A 23,426-nucleotide genomic window follows, 5' to 3' on the forward strand; every position below is an offset into this window, starting at 1 on the left:
GCCGCGATCCTGATCGGCGGTCCAATGAAAGCAGTGGGGGAACCGTCCATGACGGAGAACAACGCCATCACGCCGCCGGGCGGGCCCGGCGGCCCGGCGCGCTGGACATCGAGCGCCAAGGTAGGGGTCGGCACCGCCCGCACGGCGGCGAGCCGGCTGTGGTTCACGCTCAGCCACGGCATTCTCAACGAGATCTACTATCCGCGTGTCGATGCCGCCTGCACGCGCGATTTCGGCTTCCTCGTCACGTCCTCGGACGGCTATTTCGCTGAAGAGAAGCGCGATGCCGACCATGAGGTCGGCGTGCTCGAGCATGGCGTCCCGGCCTATCACCTGCTCAACACCGCCCATGACGGGCGCTGGCGCATCCAGAAGCAGATCATCACCGACACGCGGCGCGAGGTGCTGATCCAGAAGGTCACCTTCGAGGCCCTGATCGGCGACATTGCCGATTACCGCCTGTTCGCGTTGCTGGCGCCGCATCTCATCAATGCCGGCGCCGACAACACCGCCTGGGTCGGCGACTACAAGGGCACGCCCATGCTCTTCGCCTCGGGCCGGCAGGGCATCTCGCTCGCGCTTGCCTGCTCGGTGCCGTGGAAGGCGCGCTCGGTCGGCTATGTCGGCGCCTCGGACGGCTGGCGGCAGCTCAACGGCAATGGCTGTCTCGACGAACGCTACCAGCGCGCCGAGCACGGCAATGTCGCGCTCAGCGCCGAGATCGACCTTTCCGCCAGCGACGGCACCATGCTGGTCGCGCTCGGCTTCGGCGCTCGGCCGGAGGAGGCGGGTTTCCGCGCCGTCTCCAGCCTGCACGAGGGCTTCGAGGAACTGCGCCGGACCTATGTGCAGGGCTGGCGCGCCTGGCAGGGCACGCTGCTGCCGCTCGACCACCCGCAGAGTCGCTCGAACATCAACACCTACCGCGCCAGCACCATCGTGCTCGCCACCCACCAGCCCTATTCGATGCCGGGCGCCATCATCGCCAGCCTCTCCATCCCCTGGGGCTTCAACAAGGGCGACGAGGATCTCGGCGGCTACCATCTCGTCTGGCCGCGCGACCTCGTGGAGAACGCCGGCGGCCTGCTGGCGGCCGGCGCGGCCGACGAGGCGAAGTCCGTGCTCGGCTATTTGCGGGCGATCCAGGAGGCGGACGGCCACTGGTCGCAGAATGTCTGGCTGGACGGTTCCGCCTATTGGGGCGGCGTGCAGATGGACGAGTGCGCCTTCCCCATATTGCTCGCCGACATGATCCGGCGCGGCGGCCATTTCGCCCATGGCGAACTGGAGTCCTACATGGACATGGTGGAGCGCGCCGTCCGCTTCATCGTTTGCAACGGCCCCGTCACCGGGCAGGACCGCTGGGAGGAGGATGCCGGCTACTCGCCCTTCACGCTGGCCGTCGAAATCGCCGCCCTGCTGGCCGCGGCCGACATGATGGAACTCATCGGCCGCAAGGAGCAGGCCGGCTATCTGCGCGAAACCGCCGACTCCTGGAACGATTCCGTCGAGCGCTGGACCTTCGCCACCGATACCGAGCTTGCGGAGAGGCTCGGCGTCGAAGGTTATTATGTGCGCATCGCCCCGGTGGAGACGGCGGACGCCGCCTCGCCGCTGGACGGCTTCGTGCCGGTGAAGAACCGCCCGCCAGGCGACACCGACCGGCCGGCGGCGCAGCTCATCAGCCCGGACGCGCTCGCCCTGGTGCGCTTCGGCCTGCGGGCGCCGGACGATCCGCGCATCCTCGGCACCATCAAGGCGATCGACGCGCTGCTGAAGGTGGAGCTTCCGCAAGGCCCGCTCTGGTACCGCTACAATGGCGACGGCTATGGCGAGCACGAGGATGGCGCGCCCTTCGACGGCACCGGGATCGGCCGCGCCTGGCCGCTGCTGACCGGCGAGCGGGCTCATTACGAGATCGCCGCCGGCAATCTGGTGCGCGCGGGCCAGCTTCTCGTCACGCTGGAGGATTCGGCCGGCCCCGGCGGGCTGCTGCCCGAGCAGGTCTGGGACGCCGACGACATTCCCGAGCGCGAACTGTTCAAGGGCCGGCCCTCGGGCAGCGCGATGCCGCTGGTCTGGGCGCATTCCGAGCACATCAAGCTGATGCGCTCGCTGCGCGACGGCAAGGTCTTCGACATGCCGCCGCAGACCGTGCAGCGCTACATCAAGGAAAAGGTGACCTCGCCGCGCCGCATCTGGCGCTTCAACGAGAAGCTGCGCTCGATCCCCGCCGGCCTCGTCCTGCGCATCGAGCTTCCGGCGCCCGCGCGCATCCACTGGTCGCTCGACGGCTGGGCCACCACGCAGGACACCGACACCGCCGCCAACGCCTTCGGCCTCCATGTCGCCGATCTGCCGACGGAAGGCGCGGCGCATGGCAAGCATCTGCGCTTCACCTTCTACTGGCCCGACGCCGACAAATGGGAGGGCACGGATTTCGCGGTCGCCGTCGATGGCGACCGCGCGATGTTCCACGGCAGCCAGGACCCGCTGGCGCCGGACGCCAGCCGGCGGGTCGCCGAGCCGGCCGAAACAGCGAAGTGAGAGGGCAGGATCTATGACCAGCAAGGCGGCGGGCATTCTCGCGGTCGATGTCGGCGGCACCGGGCTGAAATGCGCGGTGATCGACGACCAGGGCACCATGATCTCGGAGCGCGAGAAGGTGGATACGCCCCATCCCTGCCACCCCGAGGCGTTGCTCGACGCTTATGCCGGCATGGCGGCGAAGCATCCGGCCTTCGACCGGATCTCGATCGGCTTCCCCGGCGTGGTGCGCAACGGCAAGGTTCTGACCGCGCCCAATCTCGGCACCGAGCTATGGCAGGGCTTCGCGCTGGCCGATGCCATGTCGGCACGCCTCGGCGCCCCCGCGCGGCTGATCAACGATGCCGAGATGCAGGGCTACGGCATCGTCTCCGGCAAGGGGCTGGAGATGGTGCTCACGCTCGGCACCGGCGCCGGGACGGCACTGTTCCGCGACGGCGATCTGATGCCGCACATGGAGCTGGCGCACCATCCGGTCCACGACAACCTGACCTATGACGAGTATCTCGGCGTCGCCGCTTTCGAGGCCCATGGCAAGCACCACTGGAACCATCATGTGAGCCGGGTGATCGAACTGCTCTACGTGCTGCTCCACTATGACCGGCTCTATCTCGGCGGCGGCAATTCCCGGCATGTCGAGATCGACCTGCCGGACAATGTCTCCATCGCCTCGAACGAAGCCGGCCTGACGGGCGGCGCCGCGCTCTGGCGCAAATGATGACCGATGCCGGCCGCCAACCGCGCCCGGCGGCGCTTCGCCGCGCACCCTCGTGGCGACATGCCGGCCTATGGTAAGCATCGGCGTGGGCGCGAGGGAGCGCCCCCGCATTTCACGCTCACCCGGCGAATGGAGAAGCCTCGCATGACCCTTGCTCGCGTAATTCCGGCGGCAGCCCTGATCCTGGCAATCGGCATGGTGCAGCCGTCCCTGGCCGCCGGCGCCTTCGCGTGCCCGGCCAAGCCGCTCGAAGCCAAGGAGGCCGGCGAGATCAAGGCGCTGCTGCCCAGCGGTGATGCCTTCGACAATGTGGAGAAGCTGAACGCCGCCGTCACCGCGCTGAAGGCGAAGGGCGTCGGCCCGGTTCTGATCATCGACACCCTCATCGGCGCCTATTGCCCGGCCGTGGCCGCGCAGGAGCAGCTCAGCGACGCCAGGAAGGCGTCGCTGGTGAACCGCTTCGCCGCCCGCATCACCCGGGTGGTCTACTCGCTGGAAGGGGCCGACGAGATCATCCTCGACGTCGGCTTCCCGCCGACCATCGTCGACGCCATCAATGCCAAGGCGAAGGCGGCCGGCATTTCGCAGGAGGCGTTCGTCCGCGGCGCCGTCGACAGCGCGCTGAAATGAGCGGCGGGCAGGCGGAGCCCGGTCTCCGCCTGCCGCTTGCCTACCCGCTTCCGGCCCCCGTCCGCGCCCGCGTGCCGGACCCTTGGGCGGGCATTGGACAAAATGACTAACCCTCCCGTCCGAGGGCCGTGGCGGCCGGCGTCTTGTCGCCGTCATCTTCGCCCGCAAAGCGTTATGTCGCCGACTAAAAGGTCGGCATAATACCACCCCGGCGCCCGCGCCCGGTTTCCGGAATATGCGCGTTTTGCAGGTGGTTTCAGCTCTTTAGAGCGGTTTTAGCGTGTTGACGCAGAGGTAATAATTACCCATCCTCGCCGGTAGTTTCATGGCGTCTGCTTGCGGCGTGACCCGCCGACGGGAGGGCTCTTTAGCCTCTCGCCCCGGTTTGCCAGGCCGCCTCTCTACGCCGGGCGGGGAAGCATCATGGTTAACGATCTCGTCGTGGATCTGTCGCGCCTGCAGTTCGCGGCGACAGCCCTCTACCACTTCCTTTTCGTGCCGCTGACGCTTGGCCTCACCGTGCTGCTGGCGGTGATGGAAACCGTCTACGTCACCACCGGACGCGAGATCTACAAGCAGGCGACGCAGTTCTGGACCAAGCTTCTGCTGATCAACTTCGCGCTCGGCGTCGCCACCGGCCTGACCATGGAGTTCCAGTTCGGCACCAACTGGTCGTTCTACTCCAGCTTCGTCGGCGACACCTTCGGCGCCCCGCTGGCGATCGAGGGCCTGATGGCCTTCTTCATGGAATCGACGTTCATCGGCCTGATGGTCTTCGGCTGGGACCGCCTGTCGAAGGCGCAGCACCTGTTCGTCACCTATCTGGTGGCGCTCGGCTCGAACTTCTCGGCGCTGTGGATCCTGGTGGCGAACAGCTTCATGCAGCACCCGCAGGGCGCGGTGTTCAATCCGGTGACGATGCGGATGGAACTCGACAGCTTCGGGGCGCTGTTCTTCAACCCCGACGCCCAGGCGAAGTTCGTGCACACCGTGCTCGCCGGCTATGTGACGGCGGCGATCTTCGTGTGCGGCGTCAGCGCCTGGTACATGCTGCGCGGCCGTCATCTCGAATTCGCCCGCCGCTCCTTCCGCGTGGCGGCGGTGTTCGGCATGCTCGGCAGCGCCGGCGTGATCACCCTCGGCGACGCGCTCGGCTATGTCGGCGCCCATGTGCAGCCCACCAAGCTCGCCGCCATGGAGGCGCTGTGGGAGGCCGAGCCGGCGCCGATGCCCTTCAACGCCATCGCCTTCCCCAATCAGGAAGAGCAGCGCAACGACTTCGCCATACAGGTGCCCTGGGTGCTCTCCCTGCTCGTCACCCATTCGCTCTCCGGCACCGTGCCGGCCATCGACCAGCTGGAGGCACAGGCGAAGGACCGCATACGCAACGGCATTCCGGCGGTGCAGGCGATGGAGAAGCTGAGCGCCAACCCGAAGGACGCGGCGGCGCTGGCCCAGTTCGACGCGCACAGCAAGGATGTCGGCTACGGCTTCCTGGTGCAGCGCTACGCCCAGAATGGCGACCTTTCCACCGTGACCGACGCCGACATTGCCCGCGCCGCCCGCGACACCATCCCCGAGGTGTGGATCGTGTTCTGGGCGTTCCGCGCCATGGTCGGGTTCGGCCTGCTGATGCTGGCCTACATGGTTCTCGCGGCACTGATGAGCCTGACCAACCAGGTCGAGCGCAGCCCGTGGTTCCTGCGTGGCGCCGTGGCGATGATCGCGGTGCCCTTCCTCGCCTGCGAGGCCGGGTGGCTGGTGGCGGAGGTCGGGCGACAGCCATGGAGCGTCTACGAGATGCTGCCCACCTGGCTTTCCGCCTCGACCCACAGCACCGCCTACATGATCTTCTCCATCAGCGGCTTCGTCCTGCTCTACACGATCTTCGCGGTCGTCGAGATGTTCCTGATGGTCCATTTCATCCGCAAGGGACCCGAAGAGCACGGGACCTCGGGCGCGGCCAAGCTGGCGGGGGCCTACTGAGATGGAACTCCTGGCCCTCGATCCCTATGCCGTCCTCAAGGTTGTGTGGTGGGTTCTGCTCGGCGTGCTGCTGACCGGCATCGGCGTCATGGTCGGCATGGACATGGGCGTCGGCACCATGCTGCGCTATGTCGGCCGCACCGATGCCGAGCGCCGGGTGGCGATCAACGTCATCGGCCCGCACTGGGACGGCAACCAGGTGTGGTTCATTCTCGGCGGCGGCGCCATCTTCGCTGCCTGGCCGCTGGTCTATGCCACCGCCTTCTCCGGCTTCTACATCGTCATGCTCGTGCTGCTCTGGAGCATGATCGTGCGCCCGCTCGGCTTCGAGTACCGCAGCAAGATGCCCTCGCAGCACTGGCGCGACATCTGGGACGCCACCCTGTTCGTCAGCGGCTTCGTGCCGATGCTGGTGTTCGGCGCGGCGGTCGGCAACGTGCTGCAGGGCGTGCCGTTCCACTTCGACTGGCGGCTCACCTCCTATTACACCGGCAGCTTCATCGAGCTGTTCAACCCGTTCGCGATCCTGTGCGGGCTCACCTCGGTGGCGCTCGCGCTCTACATGGGCGGCACGCGGCTGGCCGGCGCCGCCGGCGAGCCGGTCGCCGGGCGCGCGCGCCAGGTGGCGACCGCCGGTGGCCTGGGCACCATCGTCCTGTTCACCCTCGGCGGCTACTGGGTCTCCCGGCTCGACTTCTTCCGCATCGTCTCGGGGCCGGAGGCGGGTGCCGCGCAGACCCCGCTGCACCAGCAGGTCGAGACCGTCGCCGGCGGACTGCTGGCCAATTACGGCGCCGAGCCGCGCCTGCTCGTGTTCCCGGCGCTGGTCTATGCCGGCCTCCTGCTCGGCGTCTTCGCGGTGGCGCTGCGGCGGCCGGCGCTCGCCTGGTGGCTGGGCGTCATCGCCTGGATCGGGGTGATGGGCACCGTCGGCGCGGCGATGTTCCCCTTCATGATGCCTTCCAGCACGGATCCCTCGCACAGCCTCACCGTGTGGAATTCGGGGTCGAGCCTGAGGACGCTGAGCTGGATGGCCGGCTTCACGCTGATCTTCATGCCGCTGATCATCTGGTACACAAGCTGGGCCTTCTGGGTGATGCGCGGCAAGGTCGAGCCGGCTCATGTCGAGGCGTCGGACCACGCGCTCTGAGGGATTGGTGCCATGTTCGTGAAGTTCGTCATCGCGATGGCCGTCGCCGTCCTCGCCGTCGTCATCGGTATCATTCTCGGCGACTACGGCCCCTGGTACCTGTCCTGGTTCCTCGGCACCGGTTTCATGGTGCTGGTCGCCTCGGCGGCCGGCGTCCTGTTCGAGACGCAGGACGACGCGGAATCGGCGGCGGTCGCGCCCGACCGCGAGCCCGGCACGCACGCCTGAGCGTGAGCGTCCGCCCGCGACCTGCCAATGGCCTTCCGACGCCGGCTGTGCCGCGTCATGACGGGTGCCCGTCATGACGGACATGCGCGGCGACGAGGCGCCGGCGCGTCCCGGTGCGCCGGTGGAACGCTGGCTGCGCGCGCGCACGAGCGCCGCCACCGGCAAGGCCGTCCGCCATGCCTCCGCGCTCGCCGCGCTCGCCGCCGCGCTCGTCGTTCCGCAGGCATGGCTGCTGGCGGCGGCCGTCGCGCCCGTGGTGATGCAGGGCGCGCCCCTGTCGGGCGTGCTGCCCTGGCTGCTGCCGGTTCCGCTGCTGCTCGCCCTGCGCTTCGCGCTCGTGCATGCCTCGGACCGGATGGCGCTGAAGGCGGCCGGCGAGGTGAAGGCGCAGGTGCGCGCCGGGCTTCTGCGCCATCTCGCGGCGCTCGGGCCGGCCCGGCTGGCCGGACGCGCCTCCGGCGACGTCGCCACCGTCGTGATCGAGGGCGTCGACGCGCTCGAACCCTATGTCAGCCGCTACCTCGCCCATATGGGCATCCTCGCCACCCTGCCGCTGGTCATCCTCGCCGCCGTGCTGCCGCGCGACTGGATCTCGGGCCTCGTCCTGCTGGTGACGGCGCCGGTGATCCCGCTGTTCATGATCCTGCTCGGCGAGGGCGCCGAGCGGCTGAACCGCCGGCAGTGGCAGCGCCTTACCCGCCTCTCCGCCCGGCTGCTGGACGGGTTGCAGCGGCTCACCACCCTCAAGGCGCTCAACGCCGGCGCCCGCGAGGCGCGGCTGCTGGCGGAGGCGGCCGAGCAGTACCGCGCCGGCACCATGTACGTGCTGCGCGTGGCCTTCCTGTCCTCGCTGGCGCTCGAATTCTTCGCCACCGTCGGCATTGCCGTGGTGGCGGTGCTGATCGGTTTCCGCCTGCTCGACGCCGAACTCGGCTTCGAGGCGGCCTTCTTCGTGCTGCTGCTGGCGCCGGAATTCTACGCGCCGCTGCGCCAGCTCGGCGCCGACTACCACGCGCGGATGGAGGCGCTCGCCGCCGCCGAGCGGATCATGGCCCTGCTCGCCGAGGAGGTTCCCCCGGCCGGGACGGCAAGGCCGGTCTTCGCGCCGGGCATCGTCCTCGCCTGCGAGGAGGTGGATTTCGCCTGGGAGCCGGACCGCCCCGCGCTGCGCGCGGTGTCGCTGCGGCTGGAGCCGGGCGAGATTACCGCGCTGGTCGGCGCCAGCGGCGCCGGCAAGAGCACGCTGCTGTCCGTGCTGCTCGGCTTCGTGCCGCCGCAAGCCGGCCGCGTGACGGTGGACGGCCACGATCTCTCCGGCATCGAACCCGACCACTGGATGCGCCAGCTCGCGCTGGTGCCGCAGCGCCCGCACATGTTTGCCGGCAGCGTGCTGGACAATATCCGGCTCAATGACGGCGCGGTCGACATCGAGCGGGTGCGCGCGGCCGCGCGCCTTGCCCGCGCCGACGGCTTCATCGAGGCGCTGCCGCAGGGCTACGACACCCCGCTGGGCGAACATGGGCACACGCTGTCCGGCGGGCAGGTGCAGCGGCTCGCTCTGGCGCGGGCCTTCCTCAAGGAGGAGGCCCGCATCCTGCTGATGGACGAGGGCACGGCCGGCCTCGACCGGGAGACCGAAGCCGTGATCGCCGGGGCGATCGGGCAGCTCTCGCAGGGGCGTACCACGCTGGTCATCGCCCATCGGCTTGCCACCGTGCGCCGCGCCGACCGCATCGTCGTCATGGAGGGCGGGCGCATCGTCGAGCAGGGCCCGCGCGCCGCCTTCGAGGCGGACGGGCACCGCTTCGCCGCGCTGCTGCGCGCGGCGGGGGTGCGGTCATGAGCGGCGATCTGCGGGTGCTGCGTCGGCTTCTCGGCCTCGCCCGGCCCTATCGGTGCTGGACGCTCGCCGCCGGCGCGACCGCCTGCGTGACCGTGCTGGCGAGCATCGGGCTGATGACGGTGGCCGGCTGGTTCATCGCCTCGATGGCGCTCGCCGGCGTGACCACCGGCATGATGAACTACTTCCTGCCGGCGGCGGCGATCCGCCTGTTCGCGATCCTGCGCACCGGCGGACGCTATGTCGAGCGGCTGGTGAGCCATGAGGCGACCTTCCGCATTCTCGCCGGACTGCGGCTGTGGCTGTTCCGGAGGCTCGAGCCGCTGGCCCCGGGCCAGCTCGAGGATCGCCGCGGGGCCGATCTCGCCTCCGGCCTTCAGACCGACGTCGAGACGCTCCAGCATGCCTATCTGCGCCTCGGCGCCCCGCTGGCGGTGGCGCTCGTCTGCGGCGCCGCCGTCGTGGCGCTGCTGGCGCTGCTGCATCCGCCGACCGCGCTCGCCGTGGCACTGCTGCTGCTCTGCGCCGGCCTCGTCGTGCCGCTTCTCGCCCGCCGCGCGGCGCGGGCGCCGGGGGAGGCGACGGTGCGGCTGCGGGCGGAACTGCGGGTGGCGGTCGTCGACGCGCTGCAGGGGGCGACAGACCTGCGCGCCGGCGGCGCCGTCGGGCGCCAGCTTGCGACCATCGACGCGCTCGGCGGGGAAATGGTCGAGGCGCAGCGCGACGCGGCGACCTTTGGGGCGCTGGCCGACGCCGCGGTCGCCTTCTGCGCCGGCCTCGCCCTGTGCGCGGCCGTCCTTCTCTCGGCCGCCAGCGTCGCCGCCGGCCAGCTCGCTCCCGCCATGGTGCCGGCACTGGCGCTGGCGGCGCTGGCAAGCTTCGAGATCGTGGCGCCGCTGCCCGGGGCGATGCAGCGCTGGGGCGAGGTGATGGCGGCGGCGCGCCGCATCTTCACGCTCGCCGATACGGAGCCGGCCATCGTCGCCGGCCCCGATCCCTCGCCCGAGCCACGGGATGCCGGCCTCGTCCTGTCCGGCGTCCGGCTGCGCTATGCCGAGGGGGCACCGCCCGCGCTCGACGGGCTCGACCTCGCCGTGCCGGATGGCGGGCGCCTCGCCCTCCTCGGCCCCAGCGGCGCCGGCAAGAGCTCCATCGCCCGCCTGCTGCTGCGCTTTCGCGACTATGAGGGCGAGATACGGTTCGGCGGGAACGTCCTGCGCCGCTACCGGCCCGAGGATCTGCGCCGCCTCGTCGGCGTCGCCGCGCAGGATACCCAGCTCTTCAACGGCTCGATCCGCGACAACCTGCTGATGGCGGCGCCGCAGGCCGACGACGCGGCGATGCACGGCGCGCTCGCCACGGCGCAGCTCGACGCCTTCGTGCGCGACCTGCCCGGCGGTCTCGACAGCTGGATCGGCGAGGGCGGCGCGCGGCTCTCGGCCGGCCAGGCGCGCCGGCTCGTGCTGGCCCGCACCCTGCTGCGCGCTCCCGCCCTGCTGATTCTCGACGAGCCGACCGAGAACCTCGATCCCGCCACCGCCCGCGCGGTCATGGAGGCGGTTCTCGCCGCCACCGCCGGCCGCACCGTGATCCTCATCACCCACGACCCGGCGATGGCGGCGCTGATGGAGACGGTGGTGCGCATCGAGGCCGGCCGCGTCGTCGGGTGAGCGTAGCGTCGGAACGATTTCACGAAGCCGCGTAAGGGCCTATAGGGGAGCGTCGGGTCCCCCGCGCCTCCGCCCGGCGCGCCTCTGCCTCCCTCTGCGCAGGAACTCTCCATGTCTGAGTCTCGTGTCTCCGAGATTGCCGCGCCCGCCACGCCCGATACGGCCACCCCGCCCGGCATGGTGCGCCTGTCGCTCGCCGAGGTGCACGCGCTCACCCGCGACACGCTGGTCGGTGCCGGCCTCGCCGCGCCGCATGCCGAGGCCATCGCCCGCTCGATCGCCCGCGCCGAGGCCGACGAGTGCCACTCGCACGGGCTTTACCGGCTGATCGGCTATGTCGCCTCGGTGCGCAGCGGCAAGGCTGCGCGGGAGGCGCTGCCGGTGCTCACGCGCGCCACGCCCGCCGTGCTGCGCGTCGACGCCCGGCGCGGCTTCGCCCCGCTCGCCATCGAAACCGGCGTACCGGCGCTGATCGAGGCGGCGCGCACCTATGGCATCGCCGCGCTCGCCATCCATGACTGCTACCATTTCTCGGCGCTGTGGGCCGATATCGAGCCGGCTGTGGACGCCGGGCTGGCGGCCTGGTGTTTCACCGTCGGCCAGTGCTGCGTGGCTCCGGCCGGCGGCACGAAGCCGCTGCTCGGCACCAACCCGATGGCCTTCGGCTGGCCGGGGCCGCAGGGGAGCCCCTTCATCTTCGACTTCGCCACCAGCGCCGCCGCGCGCGGCGAGATCGAGCTGAAGCGCCGCGCCGGCGCGAGCATCCCGGAGGGCTGGGCGATGGGGCCGGAGGGCGAGCCGACCACGGATCCGGCGCGCGCGCTCGCCGGCGCGCTGCTGCCCTTCGGCGGGCACAAGGGCTCGGCGCTCTCCATGATGGTCGAGCTGATCGCCGGGCCGCTGATCGGCGATCTCACCAGCCGGCAGGCGCTGGCGGCGGAGAATGGCGATGGCGGGCCCCCGCTCGGCGGCGAGCTGTTCATCGCCATCGACCCAGCGGTGTTCGGCGCCGACAGCCTCGCGGCCCGGCTCGCGGAGGGCGACGCGCTGTTCGCCGCCGCGCGCGAGCAGCCCGGCGTGCGCCTGCCCGCCGAGCGGCGCTACAAGGCCCGCGCGCGCGGCCGCCATGGCGTGCTGGTGCCGGCGACGCTCTATGCCGAGCTGAAGGCGCTTGGCGCGCCCACCTGAGCGGGCCTGAGCCGGCGAAGCAGTGGCGAGCGCGCGCGTCGCGTGGTCTATGTCGGAGGGCAAGGCGCCCGGCGGGCGGGTGCCGCCTGCCGGGGCGAATGAGGGAGGATCGCGCGTGCCGGACGCTGCCGATGCACCCGAGGCCCCGCGCCTGCTCGATGCCGGTGAGGCAGGGCTCGTCGTCGAATTCGGCGACGCCATCGACGAGGCCGTGAACCGGCGGGTGATCGCGCTGGCCGACGCACTGGAGGCGCGCGGCCTCGACGGCGTGCGCGAACTGGTGCCGACCTATCGCTCGCTCCTCGTGATGTTCGATCCTCTGGTGCTGGGCAAGGCGCGGCTGCGCGACGAGATCGCGGCGCTCTGGCCACTGGGCGAGGCTCGCGCGGAAGAGGCCGCCCCGTGCGGCGTCTGGCGGGTGCCGGTGCTCTATGGCGGCGCGCATGGCGTCGACCTCGACGAGGTGGCGCGCCGGCACGGCCTCAGCACGGACGAGGTGATCGCCCTGCATGCCGGCGCCACCTACCGGGTCTATATGATCGGCTTCGCGCCGGGCTTCGCCTATCTCGGCGGGCTGCCGGAGGCGATCCACACCAGCCGACGCAGCGATCCTCGGTTAAAGACGCCGCCGCGCTCCATTTCCATTGGCGGCCGGCAGGCGGCGGTGGCGCCGCCGCTGGAGATCCCGAGCGGCTGGCACCTGCTCGGCCAGACCCCGGTGCGCTCCTACGATCCCGCCCGGACGGCGCGCCCGTTCCTGTTCGCTGCCGGCGACGCGCTCCGCTTCGAACCCGTATCGGGGGGCGAGTACGAGGCGCTGTGCCGTGCGGCGGAAGCGGGCGAGATCGTCGCCGAACGGGAGGGCGCATGATGGGCGCCCGTCTCCTGATCGAGCGGCCCGGCCTGTTCTCCACCCTTCAGGATGAAGGCCGCTTCGGCTACCAGCGCTTCGGCATCTCGGCCTCGGGGGCGATGGACCCTCTCGCGCTCGCGCTGGCCAACGCGCTGGTCGGTAATCCGCGCGGCATGGCGGGGATCGAGCTGACCCTGCTCGGCCTGTCGGCGACCATTGAGGGCGGCCCGGTGCGCCTCGCGCTGGCGGGCGCCGACATGGCGCTGGCGATCAATGGCCGGCCGGCCGAGGGGTGGCGGGCGCATGTTCTGGAGCCCGGCGACCGCATCGAGATCGGCACGGCCCGCACCGGCATGCGCGCCTTCCTCGCCTTGGCCGGCGGCTTCGCGATCGCGCCGACGCTCGGCAGCCTCTCCACCCATTCGCGCTCGGCCATCGGTGGCTTCGAGGGCCGTGCGCTGCGGGCCGGTGATCTTCTCCCGCTCAACGGCGCGCCGGCGGGACCGCTGCTGGCGCTGGCGCCGGAACACCGTCCGGTTGGAAACGGGCCGATCCGCGTGGTCATGGGCCCGCAGGATGACCACTTCACCGACGAGGCGATTTCGACGTTCCTGTCGTCGGAGTACCGCGTCTCCGACAAGGCCGACCGTATGGGCGCGCAGCTCGACGGGCCGGTTCTCGCGCATCGGGACGGCTTCAACATCGTCTCCGACGGCATCGTCAACGGCTCCATACAGGTGCCCGGCCATGGCCGGCCGGTGGTGCTGCTGGCCGACCGCCAGACGACGGGCGGCTACCCCAAGATTGCCACGGTGATCGGGCCGGACCTGTGGCGGCTCGGGCAGGCGCGGCCGGGCGAGGCGCTGCGCTTCGCCGCTGTGAGCGCCGACGAGGCCGAGGCGTCGGCGCGCGCGCAGGAGGCATGTCTTCTCGCCATGCTGGCGGCGATGGGCGAGCCATCCGGCCCGGCGGAGCTTTCCAGCGAGCGCCTGCTGGCGCACAACCTTGTCGACGGCGTCACCTCGGCGCTCGACCCCGACGACGCGTGAACGGAGCCCGGCATGAAGCGCATCGACCTCAACAGCGACATGGGCGAGGGATTTGGCGTCTACACGCTCGGCGACGATGCCGGGATGCTGGAGGTCGTCACCTCGGCCAACATCGCCTGCGGCTTCCACGCCGGCGACCCTTCGGTGATGGCGGCGACGCTGGCGAAGGCCAAGGCGCGCGGTGTCGGCTGCGGCGCGCATCCCGGCTTTCTCGACCTGTGGGGGTTCGGACGCCGGCAGATCCTCGGCCAGAGCCCGGCCGAGATCGAGGCGCAGATCGTCTATCAGATCGGCGCGCTGCAGGCGCTCGCCCACGCGCAGGGCGTGCGGCTGGAGCATGTGAAGGTGCATGGCGCGCTCGCCAACATGGCCAATGACGATATCGAACTGGCCCGCACCGTGGCGCGCGCCGTGCGCTCGGTCGACCGCGAGCTGATCCTCGTGGTGATGCCGGGCCTGCCGAGCGAGCGGGCGGGCGAGGAGGCGGGGCTGCGGCTGGCGCGCGAGATCTTTGCCGACCGCGCCTATGCGGCGAGCGGCAACCTCGCCCCGCGCAACCTGCCCGGTGCGGTGCTGCACGACGCGCAGGCGGCGGCGGCGCGGGTGCTGGCCATTCTGGAAACCGGCGAGGTGACGGCGCTCGACGGCACCCGCCTCAAGGTGCGGGCCGATACGGTGTGCGTGCATGGCGACACGCCGGAGGCTGTGGCGATGGCGCACGCGGTGCGCGCGACGCTGGTCGGCGCGGGCTATGCGGTGCTGCCGCTGGAGGAATTCCTCTGAAGCGTTTTCGAGCGAAGTGGCATCCGGTTCGCGTGAAGAAAACGCGTGAAATAACCAGCTAGAGCATTCCGGCGACCGGAATGCTCTAGCTGCGCCAGCCCCGGCTGCGCGCGAGCGCGTCCGCGAAGCGTTGGCGCTGGGCCGGCGTCACCGAGCCGTCCGGCGTGAAGCGCCTCGCCTGCGCGCGGGCCGCATCGACATCGGCGCCGCACAGCTCGGCGAGGCCCAGCGCGGTCATCTCGTGCAGCGCCGGCACCCGCACGGTGCGGCCGCTGGCGGCGGCGAGGAAGCCGGCGAAGCCCGCGCTCTGCGACAGTCCGCCGTCGATGGCGATCTCGCCGATGGCGCCGACCTGCGCCGCCGCCGACTCGATCAGCCCGACCGTGAGCAGGGCGATGCCTTCCAGCGCCGCACGCACCATGTCGCGCCGGTTCGTCGCGGCGTCCATGCCGATGAAGAGCGGCGCCGCCGTGCGGTCCCAATGAGGCGCGGCGAGGCCGGACAGGGCCGGCACGAAGACGAGGCCGCGCGCGAGGGCGGAGGGGCCTTCGAAGCCGTCCAGCTCGGCCGTCTCGGAGAACAGGCCGAGGCGGCGCAGCCATTCGAGCGCGGAGCCGGCGTCGTAGACCCCGCCTTCGAGCGCGAAGACCGGCGCCTCGCCGGCGCGCTGCCAGCCCACGGTCGGCAGCAGGCCGGCGCCGGCGGGGCGCCCCTGGCCGGTCACCGCCAGCAGGAAGGCGCCGGTGCCGAAGGTGATCTTGACGTCGCCCGGCCGGCGGCAGCCATGGCCGTAAAGCGCCGCCTGCTGGTCGACGATGGACGCCTTGACCGGCACGCCGCCAATGGCGCCGAAGCCGGCATCGACCGGAGCGACGGGCGGCAGGCAGGCGAGCGGCACGCCGTGCAGCGCACACAGTTCCTCGCTCCAGCCGCCGGTCGAAAGGTCCAGCAGGCCGGTGCGCGAGGCGGTGGCGAGGTCGGTGGCGAAGGTGCCGGCGAGACGGTCGAGGAAGAAGGCGTCGGTGGTGCCGAGCCGCAGCCGCCCGGCCGCCTGCGCGCTCGCCACGGCGGGAATGTTGCGCAGCAGCCAGGCGAGCTTGGAGGCAGAGAAATAGGGATCGAGCGGCAGGCCGCAGATCGCCGCCGAGCGCGTCGCCGCGTCGGGTCCGAGCGCGGTGAGGGACATGGCCGTGCGCGAATCCTGCCAGACGATGACGGGGGAGAGCGCCTCGCCGGTCAGCGCGTCCCAGGCGAGGCAGCTCTCGCCCTGATTGGCGAGGCCGATGGCGTCGACCGGCCCGGCCGCCGCCAGCACGGCGCGTATGTTGGCGAGTAGTTCCTCCGGGTCGTGCTCGACCCGGCCGGGAGCGGGATAGGACTGCGCGTGCGTGCAGCTGGCGGCCACACGCGCCTCCCCGCCGCTCTCCACCACGAGGCAGCGTGTCGAGGTGGTGCCCTGGTCGATGGCGGCGACGCGCATCACTGCCCCTCCCGGAAGCGGAAGCGCACCGAGCCGGCCCGCGTGGCACCGGGCGGAATGGGCACAAGGATGCGCCGCTCCGGCCACCATGTGCCTGCCCGCGCCCAGACCTCGCGGCCGTCGATCTCCAGCGACAGGCGCCCGCTCGCCGCGCGGGCCATGCGGAGCTGGAAGTCCGGGAAGGCCGGCGCGGCATTGGCGCCCGCGCGCAGCAGGCTCGGCACGACGAGCTTGATAGGCGTCTCGAAATCGACCGGGGTCGGGGCGTTGGCCTCGCTGCCGCGCGCCAGATCCTCGGCGAGCGCCCGCCCGACCGCGCGCCCCTCGCGAAATGCCCAGCCGCCGGTCTCGACCGCGCGCAGCAGATTGCCGCCAGCGAAGACGAGGGGGTCCTGGCTGCGCCCGTCCTGGTCGATGGCGGGTCCGGCGCTGCCGGGATCGACGCCCAGCGTCGACTGGCGGAACAGGGCGGATTCCGGGGTGAAGCGGCCGGTGAGCAGCACGCCGTCGCAGGCAAGCGTGCGCGGGCTGCCGTCGGCCAGCCGGATCGTGACCTCTTCCACGCGGGCCGCGCCGCGAATGTCGGTGATGTCGGCGCCCACGTGGAAGGGCACGCCCATGAGGCGCGGGAACCAGGCGAAGGGCGCGCGGGCGAGGGCGTGCGGGCCGGGCTCGATCATCGCCACCGGGCGGGCGCCATGGGTGAGGCAGGTGAACAGGGCCGACTGGCTCACCAGTTCCGAGCCGACGATCAGCGGCCGGCGGAACGGCATCAGCCCGTGAAAGGCGACATAGGATTGCAGCGTGCCGGTCGTCACGATGCCGAGCGGCCGGTCGCCCGGGATCAGCCGGGCCGAGCGCGGCGTCTCGCGGGCGCCGGTGGCGATCAGGATGCGCCGGGCGGACAGTGTGCCGACCCCGGCCGGGGAGGCGACCTCCAGCCTGCCGCCGGACTCCAGCCGCACCACGGAATAGCCTGTGCGCAGCTCGACGCCGGCGCGCGTCGCTTCCGCCGCCAGCCGGCGGCCATAGGCGGCGCCGAGATAGACCCGGCTGAACTCGCGCATGCCGAAGGGTGAGTGGGCGCAATGGCGGGTCGCTCCGCCGAGTTCCGGCTCGCGGTCGAGCAGCAGCACGCGGGCGATGCCGCGCCGGCGCAGCTCCATCGCCGCCGCCACCCCGGCCGGGCCCCCGCCCACGACGATAACATCGGCGCTCGTGCTCTCGAAGGGGGCGTTCATTCCTCGCGCTCCCCGACCGCCAGCGGTTCCTTGAGCCGGCCCTTGGTCATCTCGGCCAGCCGGGCATTGCAGTAGAAGCCCTGGCAACGGCCCATGCCGGCGCGGGTGCGTCGGCGCAGGCCGCCGAAATCGCCGGGCGGGACGGGGCTGTCGAAGGTCGCCTCGATCTCGCGCCGGGTCACCAGTTCGCAATGGCAGACGATTTCGCCATGGTCGGGGCGCTGCCAGTCGCGCTCGCGCGTCTCCGTGAGGTTGGGCAGGCAAAGGGTCGGCGGCGTGGCCGGCGCGGTCGCCGGCAGGCCGAAGCCCTCATGCAGCCTCAGCGCGTGGCCGGCGAGGCCGAGCGCGGCGGACAGCCCGGTGGAGCGGATGCCGCCGAGCGTGATGGCCCGCCGGTCGGCCCGCGCGATCACGCGATAGGCCTTGCTCTCGGTGGCGGGACGCAGCCCGGCATAGACCGCCGTCACCGGGATGCCGGCCAGCGCCGGCACGATCTCGGCGCCGCGCGCCAGCAGGGCCTCCAGCGCGCCGGTCTCGACGGTGGCGCGGGTGCGGTCCTCCTGCTCCTCGGCGGTCGGGCCGATCAGCACATTGCCGAAGGCGGTGGGGCAGACCACGACGCCCTTGGTGATCTCGGTCGGCACCGGGAGCACGATGCGCGGCAGATGGGCGAAGGCGGCCTTGTCGAGCACCACGAACTGGCCCTTGCGGGGCCGGATCTCGAAGTCGGGCTCGAAGCCGAGCCGCGCGTCGACGACATCGCCATAGAGCCCGGCGGCGTTGACCACGGCGGCGGCGCGCAGCGTGCCGGTGGAGGTGGTGAGCGTCCAGTCGCCGTCGAAGCGGCCTTCGATGAGTTCGGCGTCGCGCAGCAGGTGGGCGCCGAGCGCCACCGCCTGGGTGAGATAGGCGAGCGGCGCGGTCCACGGGTCGATGATGTGCTCGCCGGCGACCTCGATGGCGGCGACGAGGCGCTCGGCGAGGCCCGGCATGGTCGCGCGGGCCTCGGCGCCGGAGAGCAGGCGCAGTTCCTCGATGCCGTTGGCGCGGCCCTGCGCCGCGATGGCGTCGAGCTTGTCGGCCTCCGCCGCGTTCCAGGCGCAGACCAGCGCGCCGGTCTCCACCAGCGGCAGGCCGAGGCTTTCGCGAATGGCGAGATATTCCGCGCGCCCGGCCTTCACCAGTTCAAGCTCAAGGCTGCCCGGCGGGGCGTCGAAGCCGGTGTGCAGGATAGCGCTGTTGGCCTTGGACGCCCCGGAGAGGATGTCGGCGCCCTTCTCGATCACCACCACCTTCGCGCCGGCCAGCGCGAAGCGGCGCGCGACCGCGCAGCCGACCACGCCCGCGCCGATGACGGCGAGGTCGTACTGCCCGGCGAAAGGGGGGGAGGGGGTATGGAGCATGGACGCTCCCTTCCGGTTCGGCACCACGCGACCGGCCGCGCCCGTCGCGTCACGTCGTTGCACGTCGCGTCATCCGCGCCATGGCGGGTGCCGCGAGGGGGAACGACCCCGCCCGTGGAGGCGGGCGGGGTCGCAGCAGTGCGGCTGGCGGCGGCGCGCTCAGCGGTAGGGGTAGCCGGCCTTCTGCATCGTCTCGTCGTACTTCTTGAAGGCGGCGACGACGCGGCCCGCGCGCGGGCTGGAGGAGGCGACTTCGTCCCAGAAGCCCTTGGAGTCGTTGACGACCGTCGCCCAGTCGGCCGGCGGCAGCGAGGTGAGTTCCATCTTCTGGCCCTCGACGCGCAGCTTGGCTTCGCCGCCCCAGTACCAGACGTCGCGGTAGTAGTGCGACTGGTCGATGCTCATCAGGAACAGCTCCTTCAGGTGCGGCGGCACCTTCGCCCAGCTCGGCGAATTGGCGAAGTAGCTGCCGAACCAGGCGCCGGTGACGGAGTTGGTCAGCGCGTAGTTGCACACATCCGCCCAGCCCACCTCATAGGCCTCGGTGAAGCCGCACCAGGCCACGCCGTCGAGTTCGCCGGTCTGCAGCGCCACCTCGACGTTGTCCCACGGGATCGTCACCGGCACGAGGCCGTACTTCGACAGGAACTTGCCGGCCGTCGGCACGCCGAAGACGCGCAGGCCCTTCATGTCGGCGAGGCTCTTGATCGGCTTGTTCACCGTGAAGATGTGCAGCGGATCCCAGGCGCCGGTGGACAGCCAGGTGACGTTGGGAACGTCGGCATAGGCCTCTTCCCAGATCTCCTTCAGCCCGTAGTAGCGGAACAGCGCCGGCACATCGAGACTGTAGCGGGTGGCGAAGGGGAAGTAGCCGCCGAACACGGCGATGTCGACCGGCGAGGCCATGGTGGCCTCGTCCGACTGCACCGCGTCGAGCGTGCCGGACTGGAGCGCGCGGAACAGGTCCGAGGTCGGCACGAGCTGGTCGGCGTAGTAGAGCTCGATCACCATCTCGCCATTGGCCGCCGCGTTGAACGCGTCGATCTGCGGCTTGATGACATGGGCACCGAGCGGGGCGCCCGAATAGGTCTGCAGGCGCCACTTGATCGGGCCGGTCTGGGCCAGGACGGCGGGCGCCGCCAGCGTCGTGCTGGCCAGCGCGGCGCCGGTGCCCAGCGCCGCCTTGCCGAGGAAGTTGCGGCGGCTGGCGAGTATCGCGTCGGCGGCGGGATCCGGCTTCTTCACGCCGGCCTTCTTGCTGTCGTCGGTCATGCGTTGCTCCTCTGGATTTATGGACATTGTCGGCAACAGGAATCTGGCTCAGCCCTTGACGTTCATGTGTTCGGGCAGCCAGAGCGCGATCTGCGGGAAGACCATCAGGATGATGATGGTGAACAGCATGATCGCGGCGAAGGGCCAGATCGATTTGTAGATGTCGATCAGCGAGATTTCCTTCGGCGCCAGCGAGCGCATCAGGAACAGGTTGTAGCCGAAGGGCGGGGTTATGTAGGCGATCTGGCAGGTGATCGTGTAGAGGATGCCGTACCAGATGAGCTGGTTGTCGAAGCCGAGATCGAGCGCCTTCACCAGCGGGATGTAGAGCGGCGCCACGATGACCAGCATCGCCGTGTCGTCGAGGAACATCCCCATCACGATGAAGCTGAGCTGCATCATGATGATGATGGTCCAGGGATTGAGATCCCACTGCTTGACGAACAGGAACTCGACCGCCTTCACCGCGCCGAGCCCGTCGAACACCGTGCCGAAGGCGAGCGCGGCGAGGATGAGCCACATGAACATGCAGGAGACGTTCAGCGTCTTCAGCGCGGTGTCGCGCACCACCGGCCAGTTCAGCCGTCGCTTGGCGAGCGCCGCCAGCGTCGCCGTGGTGGCGCCGACCGCCGAGCTTTCAACCAGGCTGGTGACACCGAACACGAACAGCCCGGTCATGAAGAAGAAGATGGCGAAGGGAATGATGCCCGCCCGCGCCAGCGCCAGCTTCTCGCGGAAGGGCATGTTCAGCTCTTCGTCGGTCAGCTTGGGCGCCAGCTTCGGGTTCAGCTTCACCCTGACATAGATGTAGATGATGAAGAGCGCCGCCATCAGCAGGCCGGGGCCGACGCCGGCGAACCAGAGCTTGGAGACCGGCTGGCGGGCGATCATGCCGTAGAGCACCAGCACGACCGAGGGCGGGATGAGGATGCCGAGCGACGAGCCGCCCTGCACCACGCCCGAGATCAGCACCTTGTCATAGCCGCGGCGGATCATCTCCGGCAGCGCGATGGTGGCGCCGATCGCCATGCCGGCGACGGACAGGCCGTTCATCGCCGAGATGATGACCATCAGGAAGATGGTGCCGATGGCGAGGCCGCCGGTGAAGCGCCCGAACCAGACGTGCAGGGCTCGATAGAGGTCCTCCGCGATCCCGGACTCGGCCAGGATGTAGCCCATGTAGATGAACATGGGCAGCGTCAGCATGGCGTACCAGTTGAACAGCTTGAAGACCTGGTTGAACGGCAGGTCCATCGCGCCGGGGCCGTAGAGCAGCAGCGCGGCGGCGGAGGCGACGAAGCCGATGCCGGCGAAGACGAGCTGCCCGCTGATGAGCGCCACGACCATCGACGCGAACATGAGCAGCGCGATCATCTCATAGGTCATCAGAGCTTCTCCCCGCGCAGCGTGGCGATGTGCTTGCAGACGAGGGAGAAGGCCTGCAGCAGCATCAGCACGAGACAGGCGGTCAGCAGCGCCTTGATCGGGATCACCGAGGGATTCCAGATCGAGAAGCGCTTCTCATTGGTGGCGATGGCGTATTGCAGGCTGGAGATCGAGCCTGTCAGCAGGACGGCCAGATAGAAGATCAGGCACCAGACCGTGACGAGATCGACCTTCGCTTTCCCGCGCTCCGTGAGCGTCGAGTACCAGAGGTCCATGCGCACGTGCTCGTTGTTCTTGAGCGTGAACGGCCCGCCCATGAAGTAGTAGGCGGCGAGGGTGAACTGGGTCAGTTCCACCGCCCAGTGCACCGGCATCTTCAGAAGGTTGCGGGTGATGGCGTCGAAGATCAGCACGCCGCCCATCATGAAAATGAGCGAGGCGGCGAGATAGCCGACATAGTCCGAGATGCGGTCGACGAAGCGTACATAGCGGGCGATGCCACCCCAGACGCCTTCCGGTTTGCGTTGCGCCGCACTTTCCACGTTCACGCCGTCACTCCGCTTGCTGGAGGAGAATACGCTGCCCTCGGGCCTGTCGCCGGGGCGCGACGCATGGGACACACCGGACCTGTCACGGGCGGGCTTTCAGCCCCGCTCGCGGGCTCGCGATGCGAATGGATGGATCGCCTCGATGCGTGGGGACGCCCTGCCCGAGCCGGCCGCGCGCGCAACGGCGCCACGGTCCTGGCCCGGCAGCCTGCCCCCCGTCGGGCTATGCGGCCGGCTTCCGATATGTCGTCATCTGCAATCCCCTGGCGCGGCCTTGCACCGCTTGTGTGCATGCTCGCTTTTTTCGCACTTCCGAGCAATGTACCCGGTTTTTTCGGGAAAGGAAGGCCGAATTTCGCCCATTTCGCCCAAACGGGCAAGAATGGTGACTCATATGTGCCCATACGGTCAAAAATGATAGAGGGAGCTTGACCGTTCGGTCATCGTCTGATCTTGTCAGGACACGAGATGGCGCGGGTGTATCCACGCTACGGCCGGGCGCCGGATACCGGAAGGGCAGGGACGGGACGTGCAGCCAACCTCACGCCATGAAGTCATACTGGCGCTTGTCGCCCGCTCCGGTGAGGCGAGCGTGGAGGTGCTGGCGCGCGAGCTCGGCGTGTCGCACGAGACCGTCCGGCGCGACCTTTCCCGCCTCGACACGGCGGGGCGGCTCAGGCGCTTCCATGGCGGCGCCCGGGCGATCGGCGTCCCCGTCGCGGTGCCGGCCGCCGTGACCGAGAAGGAGTGGCCCTTCGCCCAGCGCATGGCGCAGAACGCCGCCGGCAAGGCCCGCATCGCGGCGGCGGCGAGCGCGCTTTTCCAGCCCGATGATTCGCTCTTCGTCGATACCGGCAGCACGACGGTCGCCTTCGCCGAGGCGCTGGCCGGCCGGCCGCCGCTGGTGGTCATCACCAACGCGCCGCGTATCGCCGCCACGCTCGCCGGCCATGGCCACAAGGTGTTCCTGATCGGCGGCGCTTACGGGGCGGATGCCGGCGAGAGTCTCGGACCGCTGGCGCTCGAGCAGATCGGCAAGTTCCGCGCCCGCCACGCCGTGCTCACCGTCGGCGCCATCGACCAGACCTGCATGATGGATTTCGACCTGCAGGAGGCCGAGGTCGCCAAGGCCATGATCGAGCGTGCCGACCGCGTGACCGTGCTGGCGGACCACAGCAAGTTCGACCGCCGCGCCGTCTTCGAGGTGGCGCCCCTGGCCGCGATCCACACTCTGGTGACGGACCAGCCCCCGTCCGAGCCGATGGGACGGGCCCTGACGGCCGCCGGCGTCGAGCTTGTCGCCGTCGAGCCCGCCTGAACACGATACCGTTCGGGGCGGGGCGATAAACGGGGGTAATGCCGTCGCCGGCCCTTGCAATGCACCCGTCTATCGGTACTCTAGGGTGGATATCCTTTTCCGCCGATCCTTCGGCGCGAGAGGGGTTGGTTTGGGG

General features: G+C 70.4%; 19 protein-coding genes. 13 read left to right on the top strand and 6 right to left on the bottom strand.

Annotated elements, in window-relative coordinates:
- Positions 1-48: 48 nt before the first annotated feature.
- The 12 genes from GBB76_RS15585 (at position 49) to GBB76_RS15640 (ending at position 14,642) form a co-directional block, all read left to right on the top strand.
- A complete protein-coding gene (locus GBB76_RS15585; protein WP_152304150.1) occupies positions 49-2,547 on the top strand; it encodes a glucan 1,4-alpha-glucosidase in 2,499 nt (832 codons plus the stop codon).
- A gap of 13 nt (positions 2,548-2,560) precedes the next feature.
- Positions 2,561-3,265, top strand: a complete 705-nt coding sequence (locus GBB76_RS15590) for an ROK family protein (RefSeq protein WP_152304151.1) — start codon at positions 2,561-2,563, stop codon at positions 3,263-3,265.
- 144 nt (positions 3,266-3,409) lie between these two features.
- Positions 3,410-3,895 (top strand): hypothetical protein, encoded by a 486-nt coding sequence (locus GBB76_RS15595; RefSeq protein ID WP_152304916.1) that lies wholly within the window; start codon positions 3,410-3,412, stop codon positions 3,893-3,895.
- Between the two features lie 423 nt (positions 3,896-4,318).
- Complete coding sequence (locus tag GBB76_RS15600; RefSeq protein ID WP_152304152.1) at positions 4,319-5,881, top strand: cytochrome ubiquinol oxidase subunit I; 1,563 nt, start codon at positions 4,319-4,321, stop codon at positions 5,879-5,881.
- A 1-nt stretch (position 5,882) separates the two neighbouring features.
- Positions 5,883-7,031 carry a cytochrome d ubiquinol oxidase subunit II gene (cydB, locus tag GBB76_RS15605; protein WP_152304153.1) on the top strand — a complete coding sequence of 383 codons (1,149 nt, stop codon included), beginning with the start codon at positions 5,883-5,885 and terminating at the stop codon, positions 7,029-7,031.
- A 12-nt stretch (positions 7,032-7,043) separates the two neighbouring features.
- The gene (locus GBB76_RS15610; RefSeq protein ID WP_152304154.1) at positions 7,044-7,259 is read left to right on the top strand and encodes a hypothetical protein; all 216 of its coding nucleotides are present in this window, start codon (positions 7,044-7,046) and stop codon (positions 7,257-7,259) included.
- Between the two features lie 73 nt (positions 7,260-7,332).
- Positions 7,333-9,102: a thiol reductant ABC exporter subunit CydD gene (gene cydD, locus GBB76_RS15615; RefSeq protein ID WP_152304155.1), complete on the top strand. Its 1,770-nt coding sequence runs from the start codon at positions 7,333-7,335 to the stop codon at positions 9,100-9,102.
- Positions 9,099-10,769, top strand: a complete 1,671-nt coding sequence (cydC, locus tag GBB76_RS15620; protein WP_152304156.1) for a thiol reductant ABC exporter subunit CydC — start codon at positions 9,099-9,101, stop codon at positions 10,767-10,769. The genes cydD and cydC overlap by 4 nt, the downstream gene beginning before the upstream one ends.
- A 111-nt stretch (positions 10,770-10,880) precedes the next feature.
- Positions 10,881-11,957, top strand: coding sequence for an Ldh family oxidoreductase (locus tag GBB76_RS15625; protein WP_246668950.1), 1,077 nt, complete (start codon positions 10,881-10,883; stop codon positions 11,955-11,957).
- Positions 11,958-12,072: 115 nt separating this feature from the next.
- Complete coding sequence (gene pxpB, locus GBB76_RS15630; RefSeq protein ID WP_246668951.1) at positions 12,073-12,828, top strand: 5-oxoprolinase subunit PxpB; 756 nt, start codon at positions 12,073-12,075, stop codon at positions 12,826-12,828.
- Complete coding sequence (locus GBB76_RS15635) at positions 12,828-13,859, top strand: biotin-dependent carboxyltransferase family protein (protein ID WP_152304158.1); 1,032 nt, start codon at positions 12,828-12,830, stop codon at positions 13,857-13,859. The genes pxpB and GBB76_RS15635 overlap by 1 nt, the downstream gene beginning before the upstream one ends.
- Before the next feature lie 12 nt (positions 13,860-13,871).
- Entirely contained in the window at positions 13,872-14,642 is a 771-nt protein-coding gene (locus tag GBB76_RS15640) for a LamB/YcsF family protein (RefSeq protein ID WP_152304159.1), read from the top strand.
- Between the two features lie 85 nt (positions 14,643-14,727).
- On the opposite strand, the gene GBB76_RS15645 is transcribed toward GBB76_RS15640, so the two are convergent.
- The 6 genes from GBB76_RS15645 to GBB76_RS15670 all read right to left on the bottom strand — a co-directional run bounded on the left by GBB76_RS15645 (position 14,728) and on the right by GBB76_RS15670 (position 21,972).
- A complete protein-coding gene (locus tag GBB76_RS15645) occupies positions 14,728-16,122 on the bottom strand; it encodes an FGGY family carbohydrate kinase (protein ID WP_152304160.1) in 1,395 nt (464 codons plus the stop codon).
- Positions 16,122-17,363, bottom strand: a complete 1,242-nt coding sequence (locus GBB76_RS15650) for an NAD(P)/FAD-dependent oxidoreductase (RefSeq protein ID WP_152304161.1) — start codon at positions 17,361-17,363, stop codon at positions 16,122-16,124. Before GBB76_RS15650 ends, GBB76_RS15645 begins: the two co-directional genes overlap by 1 nt.
- Positions 17,360-18,766 (bottom strand): NAD(P)/FAD-dependent oxidoreductase, encoded by a 1,407-nt coding sequence (locus GBB76_RS15655; RefSeq protein ID WP_152304162.1) that lies wholly within the window; start codon positions 18,764-18,766, stop codon positions 17,360-17,362. The genes GBB76_RS15650 and GBB76_RS15655 overlap by 4 nt, the downstream gene beginning before the upstream one ends.
- 159 nt (positions 18,767-18,925) lie before the next feature.
- Positions 18,926-20,038, bottom strand: coding sequence for a C4-dicarboxylate ABC transporter (locus GBB76_RS15660; RefSeq protein WP_152304163.1), 1,113 nt, complete (start codon positions 20,036-20,038; stop codon positions 18,926-18,928).
- Positions 20,039-20,086: 48 nt separating this feature from the next.
- Positions 20,087-21,424, bottom strand: a complete 1,338-nt coding sequence (locus GBB76_RS15665; protein ID WP_152304164.1) for a TRAP transporter large permease subunit — start codon at positions 21,422-21,424, stop codon at positions 20,087-20,089.
- Positions 21,424-21,972, bottom strand: a complete 549-nt coding sequence (locus GBB76_RS15670) for a TRAP transporter small permease subunit (protein ID WP_246668952.1) — start codon at positions 21,970-21,972, stop codon at positions 21,424-21,426. Before GBB76_RS15670 ends, GBB76_RS15665 begins: the two co-directional genes overlap by 1 nt.
- A 529-nt stretch (positions 21,973-22,501) precedes the next feature.
- Here GBB76_RS15670 and GBB76_RS15675 point away from each other — a divergent pair.
- Entirely contained in the window at positions 22,502-23,290 is a 789-nt protein-coding gene (locus GBB76_RS15675; protein ID WP_152304165.1) for a DeoR/GlpR family DNA-binding transcription regulator, read from the top strand.
- Positions 23,291-23,426 lie beyond the last annotated feature (136 nt).

Source organism: Ancylobacter sp. TS-1, from assembly GCF_009223885.1.
In the GTDB taxonomy this organism is placed as follows: Bacteria; Pseudomonadota; Alphaproteobacteria; order Rhizobiales; family Xanthobacteraceae; genus Ancylobacter.